This window comes from Kitasatospora sp. GAS1066B, assembly GCF_041262605.1.
In the GTDB taxonomy this organism is placed as follows: domain Bacteria; phylum Actinomycetota; class Actinomycetes; order Streptomycetales; family Streptomycetaceae; genus Kitasatospora.
Genome location: NZ_JBGCCO010000007.1, coordinates 54,614 through 72,635, shown reverse-complemented (window position 1 = coordinate 72,635; position 18,022 = coordinate 54,614). Strand labels below are relative to the sequence as shown.

Below are 18,022 nucleotides of genomic sequence, written 5' to 3'. Positions count from 1 at the left end.
CCCGACACGGTCACCGTCACGGTCACCGTTCGCGTCCTGATCAGCCCGCTCGCTCCGCGCTGCGGCGAAGCACCACCACACCGCAGGACCCCGCCCGCCTGGTCGGCGAACGGGGTCCTCGGTCAGCTGTCGCGCGGCGCTCAGCCCGCCTGGGGCGACCGCTTGCCGCGCTGGTCGAGCGAGGCCAGGTAGGCGTTGTACGCGACCAGCTCCGCGTCGCCGTCCCGCTCGGCGGCCCGGTCGGTGCGGACGGCGTGCCGCTGCTCGGACTTGGCCCACTGGAAGACCAGCGCGATCAGCACCACCGCGGTCGGGATCTCGCCGAACGCCCAGGTGATCCCGCCGGCCATCTTCTGATCAGCCATCAGATCGGTGCCGGGCGGGGCCATGGCCGAGCTGAAGGTGGTCACCAGCGGGCTGGTGGCCATCATCACCGCCACGCCGAAGAAGGCGTGGAACGGCATCCCCATGAAGAGCTCGATGATCCGCATCACGTGCCCGGGCCGGTTCGGGCCCGGGTCCACGCCCATGATCGGCCAGAAGAAGAGCAGGCCGGCCGCCAGGAAGTGGACCATCATCGCGATGTGTCCGATCCGGGTCTGCATCAGCGTGTCGAAGAGCGGGGTGAAGTAGAGGCCGTAGAGGCTCGCGATGAAGAGCGGGATGGTGAAGGCCGGGTGCGAGATGATCTTCACGTACCGGCTGTGCAGCAACGCCACCAGCAGCTCGCGCGGCCCGCGCGGGCGCCCCTTGCCGGCCGGGCGCAGCGCCCGCAGCGCCAGCGTGATCGGCGCGCCGAGCAGCAGCAGGATCGGCACCAGCATGCTGAGCACCATGTGCTGCATCATGTGCGCGCTGAACAGCACCATGCCGTAGTCGTTCAGCCCGGAGCAGGTCACCGCGACAACGGTCAGCACGCCGAGCGTCCAGGCGACCGTGCGCCCGATCGGCCAGCGGTCGCCGCGCCTGGCCATCCGCACGACACCCGCGCCGTACAGGCCGAGCGCCAGCAGGCAGCCCAGCAGGAACGGCCAGTCGGGCGACCAGGTGAGCACCGAGTGGAGCGAGAACGGGCGGAGCTCGTTCCCGTGGTGCATCCCTGCCATGCCGTCCATCGGCGGTCCCGCTTTCCGTCGTGCCCGCGGCCGGCCCGGCCCCGCCTCAGGTCCGGTTCGTCCGTTTTTCGTCGGCACCCAGACTACGGCCGTCCTACCTGGCGGCTGCGGGCGCCCCCGGGGCGTCGACGGCTGATGCCCCGCCGCGGTGGCGGGGCATCAGGAGGCGCCGGGACGAAGGGTGGTTCAGATGACCATCTCGGCCTCGACGTAGCGCTCGGCGGGGACCGTCTTCAGGTCCGCCACCGCTTCGGCCAGCGGCACCAGGTTGATCTGGGTGCCCTGCAGCGCGGTGATGTGCCCGAAGGCGCCCTTGTGCGCGGCCTCCACGGCGTGCCAGCCGAACCGGGTGGCGAGCACCCGGTCGTACGCGGTGGGCGTGCCGCCGCGCTGGGTGTGGCCGAGGATCACCGGGCGGGCCTCCTTGCCCAGGCGGTGCTCCAGCTCGCCGGAGAGCTGGGTGGCGATGCCGGTGAAGCGCTCGTGGCCGTAGATGTCCCGGGTGCCCTCTTCCCAGTGCATGGTGCCGGCCTCGGGCTTGGCGCCCTCCGCGCAGACCACGATGGCGAACTTCTTGCCCCGCTCGAAGCGCGCGCGCACCACCTCGGTGAGCTTGTCGATGTGGAACGGGCGCTCGGGCACCACGATCGCGTGCGCGCCGGCCGCCATGCCCGCGTTGAGCGCGATCCAGCCGGTGTGGCGTCCCATCACCTCGACCACCATCACCCGCTGGTGCGACTCGGCGGTGGTCTTCAGCCGGTCCAGCGCCTCGGTGGCCACCGAGACGGCGGTGTCGAAGCCGAAGGTGACATCGGTGCAGGCGATGTCGTTGTCGATGGTCTTGGGCACCCCGACCACCGGCAGTCCGGCGTCGCTCATCAGCTTCGCGGCCTTGAGGGTGCCCTCGCCGCCGATCGGGATCACCGCCTCGATGCCGAGGTCGGCGCAGTAGCGCTTGGCCCGCTCCACGCCGTCGCGCAGGTGGCTGGGCTGGACGCGGGAGGAGCCCAGGATGGTGCCGCCCTGGGCCAGGATGCCGCCGACCGAGTCGAGGGTCAGCGGGCGGTGGACACCTTCGAGGAGGCCTCGCCAGCCGTCCTGGAAACCGATGATCTCGTCGCCGTGGTCGACCACTCCCCGGTGGACCACGGAGCGGATCACGGCGTTCAGGCCGGGGCAGTCGCCGCCGCTGGTCAGCACACCAATACGCATCGTTCTCTGCAACTCCCCTGGGGGCACCTCCCAGCCGGCAGGCTGGGGGAAGGACCGGATGGCCGGACTACCACCTGGAAGGGCGGGGTCAGAATCGGGCATATCGGCCCGAAACTGATCCTAGCGGCCCCCACCTCCGGCCGGGCGGGAGCAGGCACGGAGGGCGGCGTCGTCGGCGCGTCCGTGCTGAAGTGCCGGCTGCCGAGGAGGGTTGCATCCGACGAGCTTATTGTCGCAATTTCGCGACGCGGAATCTTCCGCCGCCGGATGCTGGACACCCGGCGGGCGGAGAACGTTCACTCGGACCGACTGACGGGCTGTCAGGACGCCCCCGAGGGTGGACCGGCCCGATCGACGATCCCTTGAACGTCGCGGGCCGGCGGGTCCGCCCGGTGGGCCGGTGCGACCCGCTGGTCAGGCGGGCCGGTCAGACGGGCGGGTCAGGCGGGCTGGCGGCTGGTGGACGCGATCCGCTCGGTGCGCAGCGCGTCGTACCAGGTGGTGTCGGCCGGCGGGAGCGCGTTGACGTCCAGCGCCAGCTTGATCAGCAGGTCGGCGACCGCGGGGTTGCGGGCCATCACCGGGCCGTGCAGGTAGGTGCCGAAGACGGTGTCCCGCCAGGCGCCCTCGGTGCCGGTCCCGTCGCCGTTGCCGCCGCCCGCGGTGACGTGTGCCAGCGGCGCGACCCCCTGGCCCAGGTGCGTGACGCCCTGGTGGTTCTCGAAGCCCGTCAGGGTGGGCAGGGCCAGGCGCTGGTCCGGCTCGGCCAGCACGTCGCCGACGTTGCGGGCGCCCTCGCCGCGGGTGGACCAGACGTCCAGCAGGCCCAGGCCCGGCTCGCGCTGGCCCAGGTCGTTGATGAACTCGTGGCCCAGGATCTGGTAGCCCGCGCAGACCGAGAAGACGATCGCGCCGTTGTCCACCGCGCGCGGCAGCCCGGAGTCCTGGCGCAGCCGCTCGGCGGCCAGGCGCTGCGGGCGGTCCTCGCCGCCGCCGATCAGGTAGATGTCGCCGCTGGTCGGGACGGGCTGGTCGGAGCGCACGTCGACCCGCTGCACGTTCAGCCCGCGCTGGCGGGCCCGGCGCTCCACGACCAGCGCGTTGCCGCGGTCGCCGTAGGTGCTGAGCAGGTCAGGGTAGATCCAGACCAGCCGCAGGCTGCTGTCGCTCATCCTGGAAGGCCTTCCATAGTGCTGCGGGTCGGGCTGTGGCCGGCCCGGCTGCGCGGGCTGCTGCTGGACGGCCTGGGGCTGGGCGGGCTGGGCCGGGTAGCCGGGCTGCTGGCCCGGCTGCTGATAGGCCGGCTGCTGGCCGCCGTGCTGCGGGTATCCGGGGTGCTGACCGCCCTGCTGGGGGCCGCCGTGCTGGGGCCCGCCCTGCTGGGGGTAGCCGGCGGGCGGCTGCTGGCCCGGGTACGGCTGCCCCGGGTACGGCTGACCGGGCTGCTGTTGCGGGTATCCGGGGTGCTGCTGGCCGCCCTGCTGGGGGTGGCCCTGCTGCTGGCCGCCCTGCTGGGGGTGGCCGGGGTGCTGCGGGTAGCCCGGCTGCTGCGGATAGCCGGGCTGCTGACCGTAGCCGGGCTGTTGCGGGGGAGTGCTCATGACCCGGCCACCGCCTTGCGCAGCTGCTGGAACGCGGTGTAGTTGGCGATCGCCTCGATCCGCCCGGGCGGCGCCATCCGGACCGCCTCCTCCAGTGTCTCCACCACGTGGAACTGCAGCCCCGCCACCTCCAGGCGCACCGCCAGGTCCAGCCGGCGCTGGCCCATCACGAAGACCGGGTGGCCGTGCAGCCGCTCGTAGTCCACGTCCCACAGCCAGGAGGTGTCGGTGCCGTCGGCGTCCAGCGCGTTCACCGACAGGATCACCGGCGCGGGCGGGCCGTCGATCAGCGAGAAGGTCTCCAGCCAGCCGGCCGGGTTCTTGGCCAGCAGCAGGCGCACGTCGCGGCCCTGGTAGTTGACCACGTCGTAGCGGCCGGCCACCGCGGTGACCGACTGCATCCGCTCCAGGGCGGTCTGCGGCGGCACGCCGAAGACCGCGGCCACCGCGGCCGAGCTGGTGGCGTTGGCCAGGTTGGCCCGGCCCGGCAGCTGCAGGTGGATCGGCCAGGCGGCGCCGTTCGGGTCGATCACGTGGCCGCCCTGCAGCGCCCAGTGCGGCTGCGGTCGGCGGAAGCCGCACTCCTGGCAGTACCAGTCGTCGCCGGGGCGCTGCATCACGCCGCCGCAGGACGGGCAGGACCAGGCGTCTTCCTTCCAGGCCTGCCCGGCGGCCACCCAGACCACCCGCTGGCAGGAGGAGGCGGCCCAGGTCACCAGCGGGTCGTCCGCGTTGGCGATGATCACGGCGTCGGTGCCCTGCAGGCCCTCGCGCCACTTCTCGGCCAGCATCCGGGTCTCGGCGGCCCGGTCCAGCTGGTCGCGCGAGAGGTTGAGCAGCGCTATGGCCTTGGGGTGGGTGTCCCGGGCGACGTTCGCCAGGTACTTCTCGTCCACCTCGATCACGCCGTAGCGCGCGTCCGAGCCGCCGGCCAGCGCGGAGGTGATGCCGGCCGGCATGTTGGCGCCCAGCGCGTTGGAGACCACCGGACCGGCGGCGCGCAGCGCCTCGGCGATCAGCCGGGTGGTGGTGGTCTTGCCGTTGGTGGCACTGACCAGGACCACGTCCAGGTGGTCGGCGAGGCGGGCGAGCAGGTCGGGGTCGAGCCTGAGCGCGACCTTGCCCCCGATCACCGAGCCGCTGCCGCGGCCGACCGAGCGGGAGGCGGCGGCAGCCACCTTGCCCGCCGTGACGGCGAGCTTGGAGCGGGCGGGCAGTGAGGAGTCGCGCGCGCCGGTGGCTGCGGCCTCCGATCCGGTGCCTGGCATGCTCAGGGGTTCCTCCTCTAGGCGACGACCCCCCTCTGACCTCGCACGGGGCCGTCGGGTGGCATGGACGGGGCCAGCCTAACGGCTCATCGGAAGCAGACCGAGCCACGGCCCCCTTGCTGCCGTGCCTGGTCGGGCGCCTGACACCCCTTCGACCGGCGCGAACGCGCGGCCGCCGCCCGGTGCGAACGCCGTGCGGGCGGGCCCGGTCCACCGGGCCCGCCCGCACCGACGCGTCCGTTCAGCGTCCCCCGGGCACCGACGGCCACGGGCTCGGCAGCTGCTCAGCCGCGCCCGCCAGGTGTGCGGTGATCACCAGGGTGCCGTCGGTCACCTGGTAGTCCAGCGGCAGTTCGAGCCGCCGCATCGCGCTGATCAGCGCGGTGTTCCCGGCCTGGGTGACCGCGTAGACGGTGGCCACGCCGGCCTCGGCGGCCAGCGCGGCCATCCGGCGTAGCAGGTCCAGACCCAGACCCCGGCGCTGCCAGGCGTCCTCCACCAGGACGGCGAGCTCCGCGCTGTCGCCGTCCCACATCAGGTGGGCGAGCGCCACCAGCCGCCCGTCGGCCGTCTCCACGGTCAGGGTCTGGCCGTGCCGGGGGTCGAGCAGGTGGCCCAGGTAGCGGTCGGCGTCCGCGACCGGGCCGTGGTAGCGGCGGCGCAGGGTGGCCGGCGAGCAGCGTCGGTGCATGGCCAGCGCCGCCGCCCGGTCGTCGGAGCGGGCCCGACGGACCGTCAGCTCCTCGCCGTGCGGCCCGCCGCCCGGCAGCCGCAGGTGGTCCTCGACCTTGGGCACCCGGGGGCCGAGCACCGTGTCCAGCTCGACCAGGGCCTTGGCCCGGGCGAACTCGGTCGGCGTGAACGGCAGGTGCGGACGGGACAGCTCGATCAGCTCGCCGCCGGGCGCGGGCAGCAGCATCACCGGGCCCGCCAGGTTCGGCGCGGGCCGCTGGTCCTCGCTGCGGGCCGGGAACTGCCGGATGGTGACCTGCCCGAACAGCTGGCGCAGCGCGACCGGCAGCTCGGCGGCGTCCAGCGCGGTGCGGGTGGCCAGCGCCAGCACGTGGGTCGGCACGTCCACCAGGTCGTGCGCGTCGGCCGGCTCGGTCCAGATCTCCCGGCCGCCGGCCAGGGCCACCGCCTCGGTCAGGGCGGGGCGGGGCAGCGAGCGCGGGGCGCGCAGCAGGAACTCGTCCACCGTGGCGTCCGGCAGCGGGTGGGTCTGCAGCGAGATGATGCTGATCCGCAGCTCGGCCAGGGCCGTGCTGACGGCCGCCAGCGAGCCGGGCGCGTCCGAGACGGTGGCCCGCAGCCGCCAGAGCCGGGTCTGCTCGGGCAGCGGGCCGGCCGGGCCGACGGCGGCCGGCTCCGGCCCGGCCAGTGGATCGGGGCCCGGCGGTCCTTCGGGATGGCGGTGTGCCCACCAGCTGTGGAACACCGCTGTGCCGAGCAGTGCGACGGCGGAGGCGGCCAGCAGCACCGGGCCGTCGTGGCCGTGCACCACCACGTTGGCGATCAGGTCGGCGGTGGCCACCGCGATGAAGACGGCCGCGAGTTCCACGGTCTCGCGGCGCCAGCGGTCGGCCCTGGCCCGCCGGCGCTGGGCCCGGGAGGGCCGCTGGGCCGGCCGGCCGGCGGGCTGGTCGGCGGGCTGGTCGGGGTGCTGGGCAGGGAACGGCGATCGAGTCATGCCCCCACCATGACGCGCTGGTGTTTCACGATCACGAATCTGTTATGACCGGACGGTAAATGTCTGCGAAGAAACCAACGGTGCTGGTCGTCCCTACTGTCGGGTAGTCAGATCGCTTGCCGCGGCGTGGACTTCGGCCAGCAGCACGGCCAGGTCCGGCTCCGTGGTGGCGGCGTTCAGCAGGCAGGCGCGCAGCGCCTCCCGACCGGCCAGCACGGTGCCGGTGACAAAGGCCTGCCCGCGGCGCTGCACCGCGAGCGGCAGCGCCTGGTTGAGCGCGTTCAGCTCGCTCGGCGCCAGGCCGGCCGGGCGGGCCCGGAAGGCCACGATCGAGGTCTCCACCGGCGCCAGCAGCTCGAGCTCGGGATCGGCCTCGACCAGCTCGCCGAGCCGGCGGGCCAGCCGGGTGCAGTGCGCGATGTCGGCCGCGAGGCCGTCGCGGCCCCGGTGCGCGATGGTGGCCCAGACCTTGAGCGCGCGGAACGGGCGGGTCTGCTCGATGCCGTACTCGGAGAACCAGCCCAACCCGGAGGACCAGCCCAGACCGCCGGCCTCCTCGTCGCGCAGATAGGCCGGGACCAGGCTGAAGGTCCCGCGCAGCTGCTCGGCGTCCCGCACCAGCGCGCAGCCGCAGTCCACCGGCACGCCCAGCCACTTGTGCGGGTCCAGGGCCAGCGAGTCGGCCCGGGCCAGACCCGCGTAGCGGTGCGCGATCGCGGGGTCCAGCACCCCGAACGCCCCGTAGGCGCCGTCGATGTGCAGCCACAGGCCCTGCTCGGCGCAGAGGTCGGCGATCGGCTCGAAGCGGTCCACCGCGCCGGTGTTGACCGTCCCGGCCGAGGCCACCACCAGGAACGGCAGCCGCCCGGCCGCCCGGTCCTCGGCGATGGCCGCGCGCAGCGCCGCGGCGTCCAGCCGCCCCTCGGCGTCACCCGCGACCACCCGCAGCTGCCGGCTGCCCAGGCCCAGTAGTTCGGCGGCCTTGCGCACGCAGGAGTGGGTCTCCGCGCTGAGGTAGCCGACCAGCGGGGGCAGCCCGGCCAACCCGTCGGCCCGCACGTCGTGCCCGGCCCTGGCCGCCGCCCGGCCGCGCGCGGCGGCCAGGCAGACGATCGTCGCCATCGAGGTGCCCGAGGTGAGCAGCCCGGCGCCGGGCTGGTGCGGGAAGCCGACCAGCTCCGCCAGCCAGCGCACCACCGCCCGCTCCAGGTGCACGTCCGCGTGGTCGCCGCCCGCCGAGCTCGGGTTCATCGCGGCGGCGGCCAGCGCGGCCAGCACGCCGGCCGGCGCGGGCGCCGAGTTCACCCACCCGAAGAACCGCGGATGCCCGTTGCCCATCGGCGCGGGCAGCACCTCGGCCTCGATCACCCGCAGCAGCTGCGCCAGGTCGCGCCCGCCGCCGGGCAGCGGCGCGTCCAGCAGCCGAGCCCGCGCCCGGGGGTCCATCGGCTGCCAGACCGGCCGCTCGGGCACCGCCGCCAGGTAGTCGGCGACCAGGTCGGCGGTGGCGTGGGCGGCTTCGCGGAAGGACGGCTCGGACATGCCGCCGATGCTACGTGCCGGTCAGTCGAGTGATCCGGACAGGTGCGCCGAGGAGCGGCAGTCCCGCGCGATCTCCTGGTCGGTGAGCTTGGCGCAGAGCCGCCCGGCGGCGCCCGGGTCGGTGTAGTTGACCGTGTAGTAGCTCACCATCCCGTCCACGCAGGACTTGCGCTGCCAGCTGTCCGCCGCGCTCGCGCACTGCTGGCCCACCCAGTCCTCGCGGTCCAGGTTGTACTTCATGGTGCGCGAGCCGACCCCGCGGCTGCAGTCGCCCGCGCCGCCGGTGGCCTGGGCGTTCAGGCACCACTTGAGCGCCTGGGCGTAGACCTCGGGGTGGTTCGGGTAGTCGTGCGAGGAGAGGAAGAAGGTCGGCGCGTAGAAGTAGCAGGCCGACTGGAAGAGCGACGGCTGCTCGGGGCAGGGATAGAGCGGCTCGGCGGCCAGCTTGTCGGCGGGCAGCTGCGCCTTGGCGTTCTCGTCCTCCTCGTCGGGGCCGAAGAGCTGCATGAAGAGGCCCTCGGAGCAGGTGATGATCCGGTTCTGCGAGCCGTACTTGCTGCACAGGTCGCGCGCGGCCGGCACGTTCTGCTTGGTGACGAACATCGTGCCGTGGCCGGTGCCGTGCACGCAGGGGCCGGTCATCTGGGGCTGGCAGAGCTTCAGCAGGTCGGTGCCCGGGTCGGTGGAGGCGGCCAGCATCTCCTCGACCGCGCCGTGCAGGTACCCGGACGCGCAGGTGTCGTGCGGGAAGGAGAGCACCTTGGCGAAGTCGTAGTCGTACCGCTTGACCGCCGTGTGCCCCAGCTCGTGCGCGATCGGGTGGCAGAACCGGACGGTGTACGGCTTCGCTTTGGTGATCTTGTCCAGGTCGGCCAGCGCGACACCCGGGTCGGTGGCGGCCATCTCGGCCATCAGCTTGTTGCGCAGCGTGCTGCGGGTCCAGACCGCCGGATCGCCGGTGGGGGAGGCGGAGGCGGCGACCGCCTTCGCGGCCGGCGCGGCCCGGCCCGCGGTCGAGGCGGCGCTCGGGGTCCAGTCGGTGACGGCCACCGCCCCGAGGCCGAGCGCCCCGAGCAGGACCGCGGTGATGATGGCGAAGACGCGCGGCTGCATGCGGCTCAGCACTCCCGGGTGATCGGACGGTTACGGACCGTCTCATCCTCACCCGCGACCGGCCCAGCCCCGCGCCCTACTGGTCCATCCGGGGGGTCGCCGTGGCACCATGCCAGGACGCCTTGTCTGCCGTCTGGAGCACGCCCATGGCAACCGCCGCCCCGCTGGCCTTCCGTCCCGCGACCGAGCAGGACATCCCCGCACTGGTCGACCTGGTGGAGTCCGCCTACCGCGGCGACGCCAGCCGGGTCGGCTGGACCACCGAGGCCGACCTGCTGGACGGGCAGCGCACCGACCAGCACTCCGTCGCCGAGACGCTGGCCCGCCCCGACACCCGGGTGCTGCTCGCCGAGCGGGCCGACACCGGCGAGCTGCTGGCCTGCTGCACGGTGGAGCGGCGCCCGGGCGGCGCGTACTTCGGGATGTTCTCGGTCCGGCCCGCCCAGCAGGGTGGCGGGGTGGGCCGGGCGGTGCTCGCCGAGGCCGAGCGGTTCGCCCGCGCCGAGTGGGGCGCCGGCGAGCTGGAGATGACGGTGATCGTGCAGCGCGAGGACCTGATCGCCTGGTACGAGCGCCGTGGCTTCACCCGCACCGGTGAACTCTCGCCGTTCCCGTACGGCGACGAGCGTTTCGGTGTGCCGAAGCGCCCTGACCTGGCCTTCGAGCGGCTGGTCAAGGCGCTGGTCTGAGCCTGTCGAAGTCCGGGCCTATCGAAGTCCGGGCCCGTCGAAGTCTGAGCCCGTCGAAGTCTGGGCCCGTACCGGCCTCAGCGGGCCGGCTCCATGGCGCTCACCGGGGTGAACGGCCGGCCGTCCAGGGTCCAGTGCGGGTCGGGGACGATCTGCAGCGCCGCGTAGACGTGCGCGGCCACGTCCACGTGGCGCACCGGCAGCACCTCGCCGCCGGGCGGCAGCCCCGGGCCGCTGGCGGCCACCCAGGCGGTGCGCTCCAGGGTGCTGCGCCCGCCGTGGCCGCCCTGGTCGACGTGGCCGTGGTCGGTCACCACGATCACCGTCCACTCCTCCTCGGCGTACCCCGGGCGGGCCCGCAGCGCGGCCAGCAGCCGGCCGAGCCGCACGTCGGCGGCCTCGATCGAGCGGCGGTACTCCTCGCCGCAGCCCAGGAAGTGCGCGGTCTCGTCCACCGCGCCCAGGTAGACGAAGCCGGCCTGCGGCTCCTCGTCACCGGTCAGCACGGCGACCGCCTCGGTGGTGGCCCGCTCGTCGCAGACCTCCCAGGCCTGCGGGGTGTCCTCGAGCGGGGCGATGTAGGAGAGCCGGCCGGGCGCGGCGAAGAGCGGGCCGCCCTGGCGGGCCAGGAAGAGCGGCTCCCAGCCGCCCACCGCGAAGGTCCGGCGCCGGTGCACCTCGGCCAGCCGGGTGGTGAAGTCCGGGAAGACGTCCAGCCGGTTGCCGCCGAAGTGGTTGCCGAAGACGCCGTGCTTGGCCACCGTCACCCCGGTGACGATGGTCGCCCAGCACGGTCCCGACATGGTGGGCGTGGCCTCGTCCACCTCGACGGGGGCCAGGAAGCCGTCGGCCGCCACCGCGTCCAGATGCGGGGTGTCCAGCTCGGGCAGCAGGTCGAGGCGGACGCCGTCGATGCCGACGACCAGGACGCGGCGCGGGCCGGCGGGCCAGAGGCTGGACACGGGTGACTCCGATCGTTCAGGTGCAGACGTCATCCGGTCGGAGTTGCACAGCTCGGAGTTGCACAGCCAACCGGACGTGAACCGCACCCTAACCGCCACGCCGGCAGGACCGGAACCGGGTGCCCGGATCGGGGCGGTGACCGGGGCCCGGCGGCGGTGCGCGGCGCGCTCAGTCGCCGCCCAGCACCGCGGTGGCGGCCAGCTTGTCCGCGAAGGTCTGCTTCCGGTCGTCCCAGAGCGGCCAGAGCCAGCCCAGGAAGCAGGACAGCGTGTCCAGCAGATGCGCCAGATCACGCAGGAACGCCCGCCGTGCACCGATCGGCTCCTGGGTGTCCAGACCCACCAGGTCGGTCCCCATCAGGCGCTTGCCCCAGCTCTGCCCGGTGCGCCCGGCCAGGTGGCAGCGGTTGTACCCGAGCAGCGCCACGGAGACCGCCAGCATGCCCACCTGCAGCGCGCCGTTGTGCGAGTCGATCGCCCCCGCGATGATGTTCGGCGACCAGCAGGCCAGCATGTCGATCACGAAGGACACCACACGCACCGACCAGTGGGTATAGGCCAGCGCGCTGCTCACCGTGCTCTCCTCCAGGTCCGCCACGCCTCCAGCCTGCCAGTCGACCTGTGCGCCGCAAGCCCGGCTGCGCCGGCCGGGCTGACCCGCCGTCAGCCGGCGGCGGCCAGGCCCGCCGGCAGCTCCGCCAGCAACGCCTCGATCCGGGCCGCCTCCGGGACGCCCAGCCGGCGGGCCAGGGTCAGCGCCTGGCGCAGCCGGCCGGTGCCCTCGCAGCGGCGCCCGGCCCGCAGGTCGCCGGCGCCCAGCCCGGCCAGCGCGCGGACCTCCTCCAGCGGAGAGCCGGCGGCCAGCGCGCTGTTCAGCGCGCCGGCGAACTCGGTGTGCGCCCGGGCCTGCTCGCCCGTCACGGTCAGCAGGTGGCCCAGCAGGTTGCGCACCTCCGCCTCGCCGGCTTGGTCCCCGCGCTCCTGGCAGATCGTCAGCGCCTGCCCGAGGTGGTCGGCGGCGGCCGCGTGCTCACCGGTGGAGACCAGCGCGTCGCCCAGGTAGGCGAGCACCCGGGACTCGGCGAGCAGGTCGCCCTGCTCGCGGTAGAGCGCGAGCGCCTGACGCAGGTTCAGCACCGCCTCCTGGTGCCGCCCGGTCGCCTGCCGCAGCACGCCCAGGTACGCCAGGGTGTTCATCCGCCCGCGGGCCTCGTCCAGCTCGTGGTACATCAGGCCGGCCCGCCCCAGGTCCCGCTCGGCCGCCGCGTACTGCCCGGTGACCAGCCGCACCGCGCCCAGCGCCATCAGCGCGTTGGCGTGCCCGATCCGGTTGCCCAGGCCCTGATAGAGGGTCAGCGCCTGCTGGTGGGTCCGCTCGGCCTCCTGGAAGCGCCCGGTCAGCTGCTGCAGCGAGCCCAGGCTGGCCAGCGCGTACGCCTCGCTGGGCCGGTCGTCGCGGGCCCGGCAGAGTTCCAGCGCCTGGCAGAGGCTGGCCTCGGAACCGGCCAGGTCGCCGGTCAGTTGCTGGATCAGGCTCAGCTCGCTGAGCGCCGCGGTCTGGCCGGTGCGGTTGCCGAGTTCCTGGAAGAGCGCCAGCGCCCGTACCGCGTGCTCGGTCGCCTCGGTGTGCTCGCCGGTGATCCGGCCCAGGATGGCCAGCTGGCTGAGCGTCTCGGCCTCGCCGGGGCGGTCCTGCGCGCTCCTGGCCAGGGTCAGCGCCTGCGCGAAGTGCTCCCGGGACCTGCCGTTGTCCCCGAAGGTGCGCTCCATCGCGCCGAGTTGGATCAGCACGGCGACCTGCCCGCCCGGCTCGTCGAGCGACCGGAACAGGTCCAGCGCCTGGCGCAGGTGGTCGGCACCCGCTTCGTGCTCGCCGGTCAGCCGCTGGAAGGTGCCCAGGTGGGTGAGGGCCTCGGCCAGGCCGCGCCAGTCGCAGGTGAGCCGCGCGGTCTCCAGCGCGATCCGGTGCAGCGCCTGCGCCTGGTTCCAGTGGCCCTGGGTGCGCAGGAAGTCGTGCAGCGCGGAGGGCAGTTGCACCGCGTGCCGGGGGTGCCCGTGGCTGGCCGCGTACTCGACGGCGGCCCGCAGGTTGCCGCGCTCGGCGCGCAGCCAGGCCCGGGCCGCCTCCTCGGTGGGCAGCTCGCCGCTGCTCGGCCGGCCCGGGCAGCGGATCGCCAGGTGTCCGCCGGCCTCGATGGCGAGCGCCAGGTAGGAGTCCAGCAGCCGGGCCACCGCGGCGTGCCGGGCCGCCGGCTCGTCCTCGGTGCTCAGCGCCCGGGCGTGCTCGCGGATCAGGTCGTGCATCCGGTAGCGGCCGCGCACCGGCTCGTCGACCAGGTGGTGGTCCTCCAGCTCCTCCAGCAGGCGCCGGGCGGTGGGCAGTTCGCTGTCGTCCAGCGCGGCCGCCGCCCGGGCGTCGAAGTCGTCGCCCGGGAAGAGGCCGAGCCGGCGGAAGAGCCGGCGTTGAGCGGGCGTCAGATCCCGGTAGGAGAGGTCGAAGGCGGCGGCCACCGAGACGTCCTCGGCGCGCAGCGCGCCCAGCCGGCCCGCCGCAGCGGCCAGGTCTGGCACCAGGTCGGCCACCGACCAGGCACGCCGGTGCCGCAGCCGCGCGGCGGTCAGGTGGATCGCCAGCGGCAGGTAGCCGCAGAGCCGCACCACCTCGATCACCGCCTCCTGGTCCGGCGCCAGGTCGGGGCGGCCGGCGGTGGCGGTGAAGAGCGCGGCCGCCTCGTGCGGCGGCAGCACCCCGAGGGTGACCGGCAGCGCGTCGCCGAGCGCGGGCAGCCGGCGCCGGCTGGTGACCAGCACCAGGCTGCCGGGGGTGCCGGGCATCAGCGGGCGGACCTGCTCGCTGCTGCGGGCGTCGTCCAGCAGCAGCAGCATCCGCCGCCCGGCCAGCCGGCTGCGCCACAGGTTGGCCCGGGCGTCCAGGTCCGGCGGGATCTGCTGCGGGGAGACGCCGATGGTGAGCAGCAGCGCGGTGAGCGCGTCCGCGGGCTCCACGGCCGGGGTGCCGGGCGTGTGGGCGTGCAGCGGCAGGAAGATCTGCCCGTCCGGGAAGTCGGCGGCCAGCCGGTGCGCGGCGTGGATCGCGAGCGCGCTCTTGCCGACCCCGGGCATCCCGTCCACCGCGTGGATCCCGACTACCTGGCCGTCCGCGCCGTCGGCCCGGCAGGCGGCGAGCAGCCGCTCCAGCTCCTCGGAGCGCCCGGTGAAGCCGGCCACGTCCCTGGGCAGCCCGGCGCCGGCGGCCACCACCGCAGGCGCCTCGGCCGGCGCCGGGCGGACGGGCTCGGCGGTGCGCTGCGGCGGCACCATCGGCGGGGCGGTCGTGGCCTCGGCCCGCAGGATCTCCTGATGGGCGGCCCGCACGCTCGGCCCCGGTTCGATGCCGAGCTCCTCGACCAGGGTGCGGCGCAGCCGTCGGTGCACGGCCAGCGCCTCGGCCCGCTGGTCGGTGCGGTGCAGGGCCAGCATCAGCTGGCGGTGGAAGGACTCGCGCAGCGGGTGCTGGGCGGTCAGCCGGTTCAGCTCCGGGACCACCGCGTGCGGTCGGCCCAGCTCCAGCTCGGCGTCGATGAACCACTCCAGGCCCTGCAGTCGCAGCTCCTGCAGCCGCTGCACGTGCGGCAGCGCCTCCTCGGCGAGGGTCGGCAGATCCGACAGCGGGGTGCCGCGCCACAGCGCCAGCGCCGCGCCGGCCTGGCGGCTGACGCCCTGCCAGTCCTCCTGCCGGCGAGCGGTGCGGGCGGCGTCCAGCTGGGTGGTGAAGAGCCGGCTGTCCAGCTCCTCGTCGTCGACCTGCAGCAGGTAGCCGGGCGGCACGGTGCGCAGGCGGCCCCGGCTGCCGCGGTCGAGCAGCCGGCGCAGCTGGACCACGTGGTTGTTGAGCGAGGTCGGTGCGGTGGCCGGCGGGTGCTCGCCCCACAGTGCCGCGGTCAGCCGGTCCCTGGAGACCACCCGGTTCGGCTCCAGCAGCAGCATCGCCAGCAGGGCTCGGCACTTGGGCGAGCTGACCGGCAACGTGGCGCCGCCCTGCTCCTGGACCGTGAGCGGCCCGAGCAGGCCGAACCGCAGGCGGGGGCCGGTGCGCACGGGCTCGGCCGAAGCCAGGTCGGTCGAGCCAGGGGTGGGGGAAACGGCGTCTGCGGGCCCTTGTTGATGGTCCATTATCCGGATGTTACCCGCCCGTGAGCGGCCTCCGGCAGGCTCAGGGCAACCGAGCCCGGCCGGGTTGGTGCCCAACAGGGGAGGGCACCAGCCCGGCCGGTCTGCGCGGGCTCGCCCCGCCGTACCAGGGAAGGAACCGCCGATGGCTCTCCAGCCGTCCTCCGCCACGCCGTCCACCGACCGCCGTGCCCTGGTGCGGCGCGGCCGCGACACCGCCTGGACCTGACCCGGCACGGCCCCAGGCCTTGTCCGCCCAGGCCCCAGCACAATGCCTGGTACAACTCCCGGTGCAGCACGCCGACGCGCGGGCGGGCGCGGGTGCCGAGTGAGGCGCCGCCCGTCGGGTAAGTGTTGGGGACAGCAGGGGCCGTCGGGGCCCCGGAGCCGTGAGGGGTGAGGTCATGACCGACAACGCCGCAGAATTCGTCGTCGACGCGCTGGACCCGGAGGATCTGCAGGACCCGGAGGACCTGGAGTCCGGCGCGGACGAGCAGCTCTCCCCGCGGCGCGATCTGCCGCTGGCCGCCGCCGCCGATGTGGGCGACGCTTTCGAGCAGACCCGCCAGGTCCCGGTCGACGACGACGAGTACCCGCGCTGATCGGCGGCACACGGGGGTTGCCGCCGGTCAGCGCGTCGCCGCGTCGCCGCAGCTGAGCGCCGCGGCCGGCCTCAGACCCGCAGCGAGACCGGGTAGAGCCGCAGCCACCGGTCGAGCCCCAGCAGCAGCTCGGCCGCCGGCCGGGCCGACTGCGGATCGCGACCCGCCTCCAGCGCGGCGGCCACCGCCGCCGGGTCGGCCAGCGCCTGCCCCGGTGCCTTCGGATCGGCGGCCAGCGCGGCCAGCTCCGCGCGCAGCGCCAGCGGGTAGCCGGGATCCTGGGTGCTCGGGTAGGGGCTCTTCACCCGCTCGGTGATCTCCCTGGGCAGCACCTCGGCGGTCGCCGCCCGCAGCAGGCTCTTCTCCCGCCCGTCGAAGTTCTTCATCGACCACGGGGTGTTGAACACGTACTCCACCAGCCGGTGGTCGCAGAACGGCACCCGTACCTCCAGGCCGTTGGCCATGCTCATCCGGTCCTTGCGGTCCAGCAGGGCCCGGACGAACCGGGTCAGGTGCAGGTGGCCGACCTCCCGCATCCGCCGCTCGTGCGGATCCGCCACCGGCAGCTGCGGCACCTCGGCGAGCGCGGCGGCGTAGCTGTCGGCGATGTAGACCGGCAGGTCGAGCCGGGCGATCAGATCCGGATCGAGCAGGCTGTCGCGCGGGGCGGTGCCGGGCCCGCCGAGCCGCTGCACCGCGGCGGCGGCGAGCCAGGGGAAGGTGCCGCCGTACACCGACTCGCGCTGGTGGAACCAGGCGTAGCCGCCGAACAGCTCGTCCGCCGACTCGCCGGAGAGCGCCACCGTGGAGTGCCGGCGGATCTCCCGGAACAGCAGGTAGAGCGAGGTGTCCATGTCGCCGAGGCCGGTCGGCAGGTCGGCCGCGCGCAGCACCGCCTCGCGGTGCCGCGGGTCGGCGAGCGCGGCGGCGTCCAGCACGATGTCGCGGTGCTCGGCCGCCACGTGCTCGGCCAGCAGGTGCGCGAACGGGCTGTCGGGGGTGGGGCGGAACTCGTCGGGGCGGAAGTTCTCGGTCTGCCCGACGAAGTCCACCGAGAACGAGCGCACCGGACCCTTGCCGGCGGCCGCCAGCCCGCGCGCCGCCAGCGCGGTGACCGCGGAGGAGTCCAGGCCGCCGGAGAGCAGCGAGCAGAGCGGCACGTCGGAGATCAGCTGCCGGCGCACGATGTCGTCCAGCAGCTCGCGGACGGTGCCGATGGTGGTGGCCAGGTCGTCGGTGTGCTCGCGGGCCTCCAGCGCCCAGTACTGATGGTCCGTCAGGCCCTCGCGGCGGATCCGCAGCAGGTGTCCGGGGCGCACCTCGGCCATGCCCCGGTAGACCGCGTGGCCGGGTGTCCGGACCAGCGTCAGCAGCTCGCGCAGGCCGTCCAGGTCGACCACCGGGTCCACCGACGGGTGCGCCAGGATCGCCTTCGGCTCGGAGCCGAAGAGCACGCCGTCCGCGGTCCGGTGGTAGTACAGCGGTTTGACGCCCATCCGGTCGCGGACCAGTAGCAACTCCTCGCTGCGGGCGTCCCAGAGGGCGAAGGCGAACATCCCGTTGAGGTGGGTGGCGAAGTCGACGCCCCAGCGCAGGTAGGCGTGCAGCACCACCTCGGTGTCGCTGTGGGTGCGGAACCGGTGGCCGTACGCCGCCAACTCGGTGCGCAGCTCCAGGTGGTTGTAGACCTCGCCGCTGTAGGTCAGGGTGACCAGCGGCCGGCCGTCCTGCTCGACCGTCATCGGCTGGGTGTCGCCCTCGATGTCGATCACGGCCAGCCGGCGGTGCCCGAGACCCGCGTGCGTCGTCACCCAGACGCCGCCCGCGTCCGGGCCGCGGCAGGCCATCGTCTCGGTCATCGCGGCCAGCACCTCCTGCCGAGCGGTCAGATCCTGGTCGAACGCCACCCAACCGGCTATCCCGCACATGCGCAGTGCCTCCTCGCTGATCGTGCCGCTTCGTTCAGTGAGCGGTTCGTGACGCTACGCCCGGATGGCGTGCACGCGCCATGAGCAGACCGGAATTGGCCGAGATCGGGATGAGCAGTGTGGCTGTGCG

Annotated in this window: 14 protein-coding genes; 3 read left to right on the top strand and 11 right to left on the bottom strand. The window is 74.2% G+C overall.

Features of this window, described 5'->3' with window-relative positions; genetic code table 11:
• Positions 1 to 140: 140 nt before the first annotated feature.
• From ABH937_RS09600 to ABH937_RS09590, 3 genes are all read right to left on the bottom strand, one after another.
• Entirely contained in the window at positions 141 to 1,097 is a 957-nt protein-coding gene (locus tag ABH937_RS09600; RefSeq protein ID WP_370218015.1) for a cytochrome c oxidase assembly protein, read from the bottom strand.
• A gap of 204 nt (positions 1,098 to 1,301) precedes the next feature.
• A complete protein-coding gene (locus tag ABH937_RS09595) occupies positions 1,302 to 2,327 on the bottom strand; it encodes a 6-phosphofructokinase (protein ID WP_280689359.1) in 1,026 nt (341 codons plus the stop codon).
• Between the two features lie 440 nt (positions 2,328 to 2,767).
• On the bottom strand, positions 2,768 to 3,499 hold the full coding sequence (locus ABH937_RS09590; protein ID WP_280689360.1) for a glutamine amidotransferase: 732 nt from the start codon (positions 3,497 to 3,499) through the stop codon (positions 2,768 to 2,770).
• 18 nt (positions 3,500 to 3,517) lie between these two features.
• Here ABH937_RS09590 and ABH937_RS09585 point away from each other — a divergent pair, with 18 nt between their 5' ends.
• Positions 3,518 to 3,970: a hypothetical protein gene (locus ABH937_RS09585; protein WP_280689361.1), complete on the top strand. Its 453-nt coding sequence runs from the start codon at positions 3,518 to 3,520 to the stop codon at positions 3,968 to 3,970.
• On the opposite strand, the gene ABH937_RS09580 is transcribed toward ABH937_RS09585, so the two are convergent.
• The 4 genes from ABH937_RS09580 to ABH937_RS09565 all read right to left on the bottom strand — a co-directional run bounded on the left by ABH937_RS09580 (position 3,925) and on the right by ABH937_RS09565 (position 9,541).
• A complete protein-coding gene (locus tag ABH937_RS09580; RefSeq protein WP_280689362.1) occupies positions 3,925 to 5,196 on the bottom strand; it encodes a MurT ligase domain-containing protein in 1,272 nt (423 codons plus the stop codon). The two genes, ABH937_RS09585 and ABH937_RS09580, sit on opposite strands and share 46 nt — an antisense overlap.
• Positions 5,197 to 5,437: 241 nt before the next feature.
• Positions 5,438 to 6,886 carry a GNAT family N-acetyltransferase gene (locus ABH937_RS09575; protein WP_370217880.1) on the bottom strand — a complete coding sequence of 483 codons (1,449 nt, stop codon included), beginning with the start codon at positions 6,884 to 6,886 and terminating at the stop codon, positions 5,438 to 5,440.
• 93 nt (positions 6,887 to 6,979) lie between these two features.
• Complete coding sequence (locus ABH937_RS09570; RefSeq protein WP_370217879.1) at positions 6,980 to 8,428, bottom strand: aspartate aminotransferase family protein; 1,449 nt, start codon at positions 8,426 to 8,428, stop codon at positions 6,980 to 6,982.
• Between the two features lie 21 nt (positions 8,429 to 8,449).
• Positions 8,450 to 9,541, bottom strand: a complete 1,092-nt coding sequence (locus ABH937_RS09565) for a hypothetical protein (protein WP_280689365.1) — start codon at positions 9,539 to 9,541, stop codon at positions 8,450 to 8,452.
• A 146-nt stretch (positions 9,542 to 9,687) separates the two neighbouring features.
• Here ABH937_RS09565 and ABH937_RS09560 point away from each other — a divergent pair, with 146 nt between their 5' ends.
• Entirely contained in the window at positions 9,688 to 10,230 is a 543-nt protein-coding gene (locus ABH937_RS09560; protein WP_280689366.1) for a GNAT family N-acetyltransferase, read from the top strand.
• Between the two features lie 77 nt (positions 10,231 to 10,307).
• Here ABH937_RS09560 and ABH937_RS09555 read toward each other — a convergent pair whose 3' ends face one another.
• The 3 genes from ABH937_RS09555 to ABH937_RS09545 all read right to left on the bottom strand — a co-directional run bounded on the left by ABH937_RS09555 (position 10,308) and on the right by ABH937_RS09545 (position 15,365).
• A complete protein-coding gene (locus tag ABH937_RS09555) occupies positions 10,308 to 11,192 on the bottom strand; it encodes an alkaline phosphatase family protein (RefSeq protein WP_348533639.1) in 885 nt (294 codons plus the stop codon).
• Between the two features lie 169 nt (positions 11,193 to 11,361).
• A complete protein-coding gene (locus ABH937_RS09550) occupies positions 11,362 to 11,790 on the bottom strand; it encodes an RDD family protein (protein ID WP_280689367.1) in 429 nt (142 codons plus the stop codon).
• Positions 11,791 to 11,855: 65 nt separating this feature from the next.
• On the bottom strand, positions 11,856 to 15,365 hold the full coding sequence (locus tag ABH937_RS09545) for a BTAD domain-containing putative transcriptional regulator (RefSeq protein WP_280689368.1): 3,510 nt from the start codon (positions 15,363 to 15,365) through the stop codon (positions 11,856 to 11,858).
• Positions 15,366 to 15,766: 401 nt separating this feature from the next.
• Between ABH937_RS09545 and ABH937_RS09540 the strand changes: the two genes are divergently transcribed.
• The gene (locus ABH937_RS09540) at positions 15,767 to 15,964 is read left to right on the top strand and encodes a hypothetical protein (protein ID WP_280689369.1); all 198 of its coding nucleotides are present in this window, start codon (positions 15,767 to 15,769) and stop codon (positions 15,962 to 15,964) included.
• Between the two features lie 71 nt (positions 15,965 to 16,035).
• Here ABH937_RS09540 and asnB read toward each other — a convergent pair whose 3' ends face one another.
• Positions 16,036 to 17,892: an asparagine synthase (glutamine-hydrolyzing) gene (gene asnB, locus ABH937_RS09535; protein ID WP_280689370.1), complete on the bottom strand. Its 1,857-nt coding sequence runs from the start codon at positions 17,890 to 17,892 to the stop codon at positions 16,036 to 16,038.
• Positions 17,893 to 18,022 lie beyond the last annotated feature (130 nt).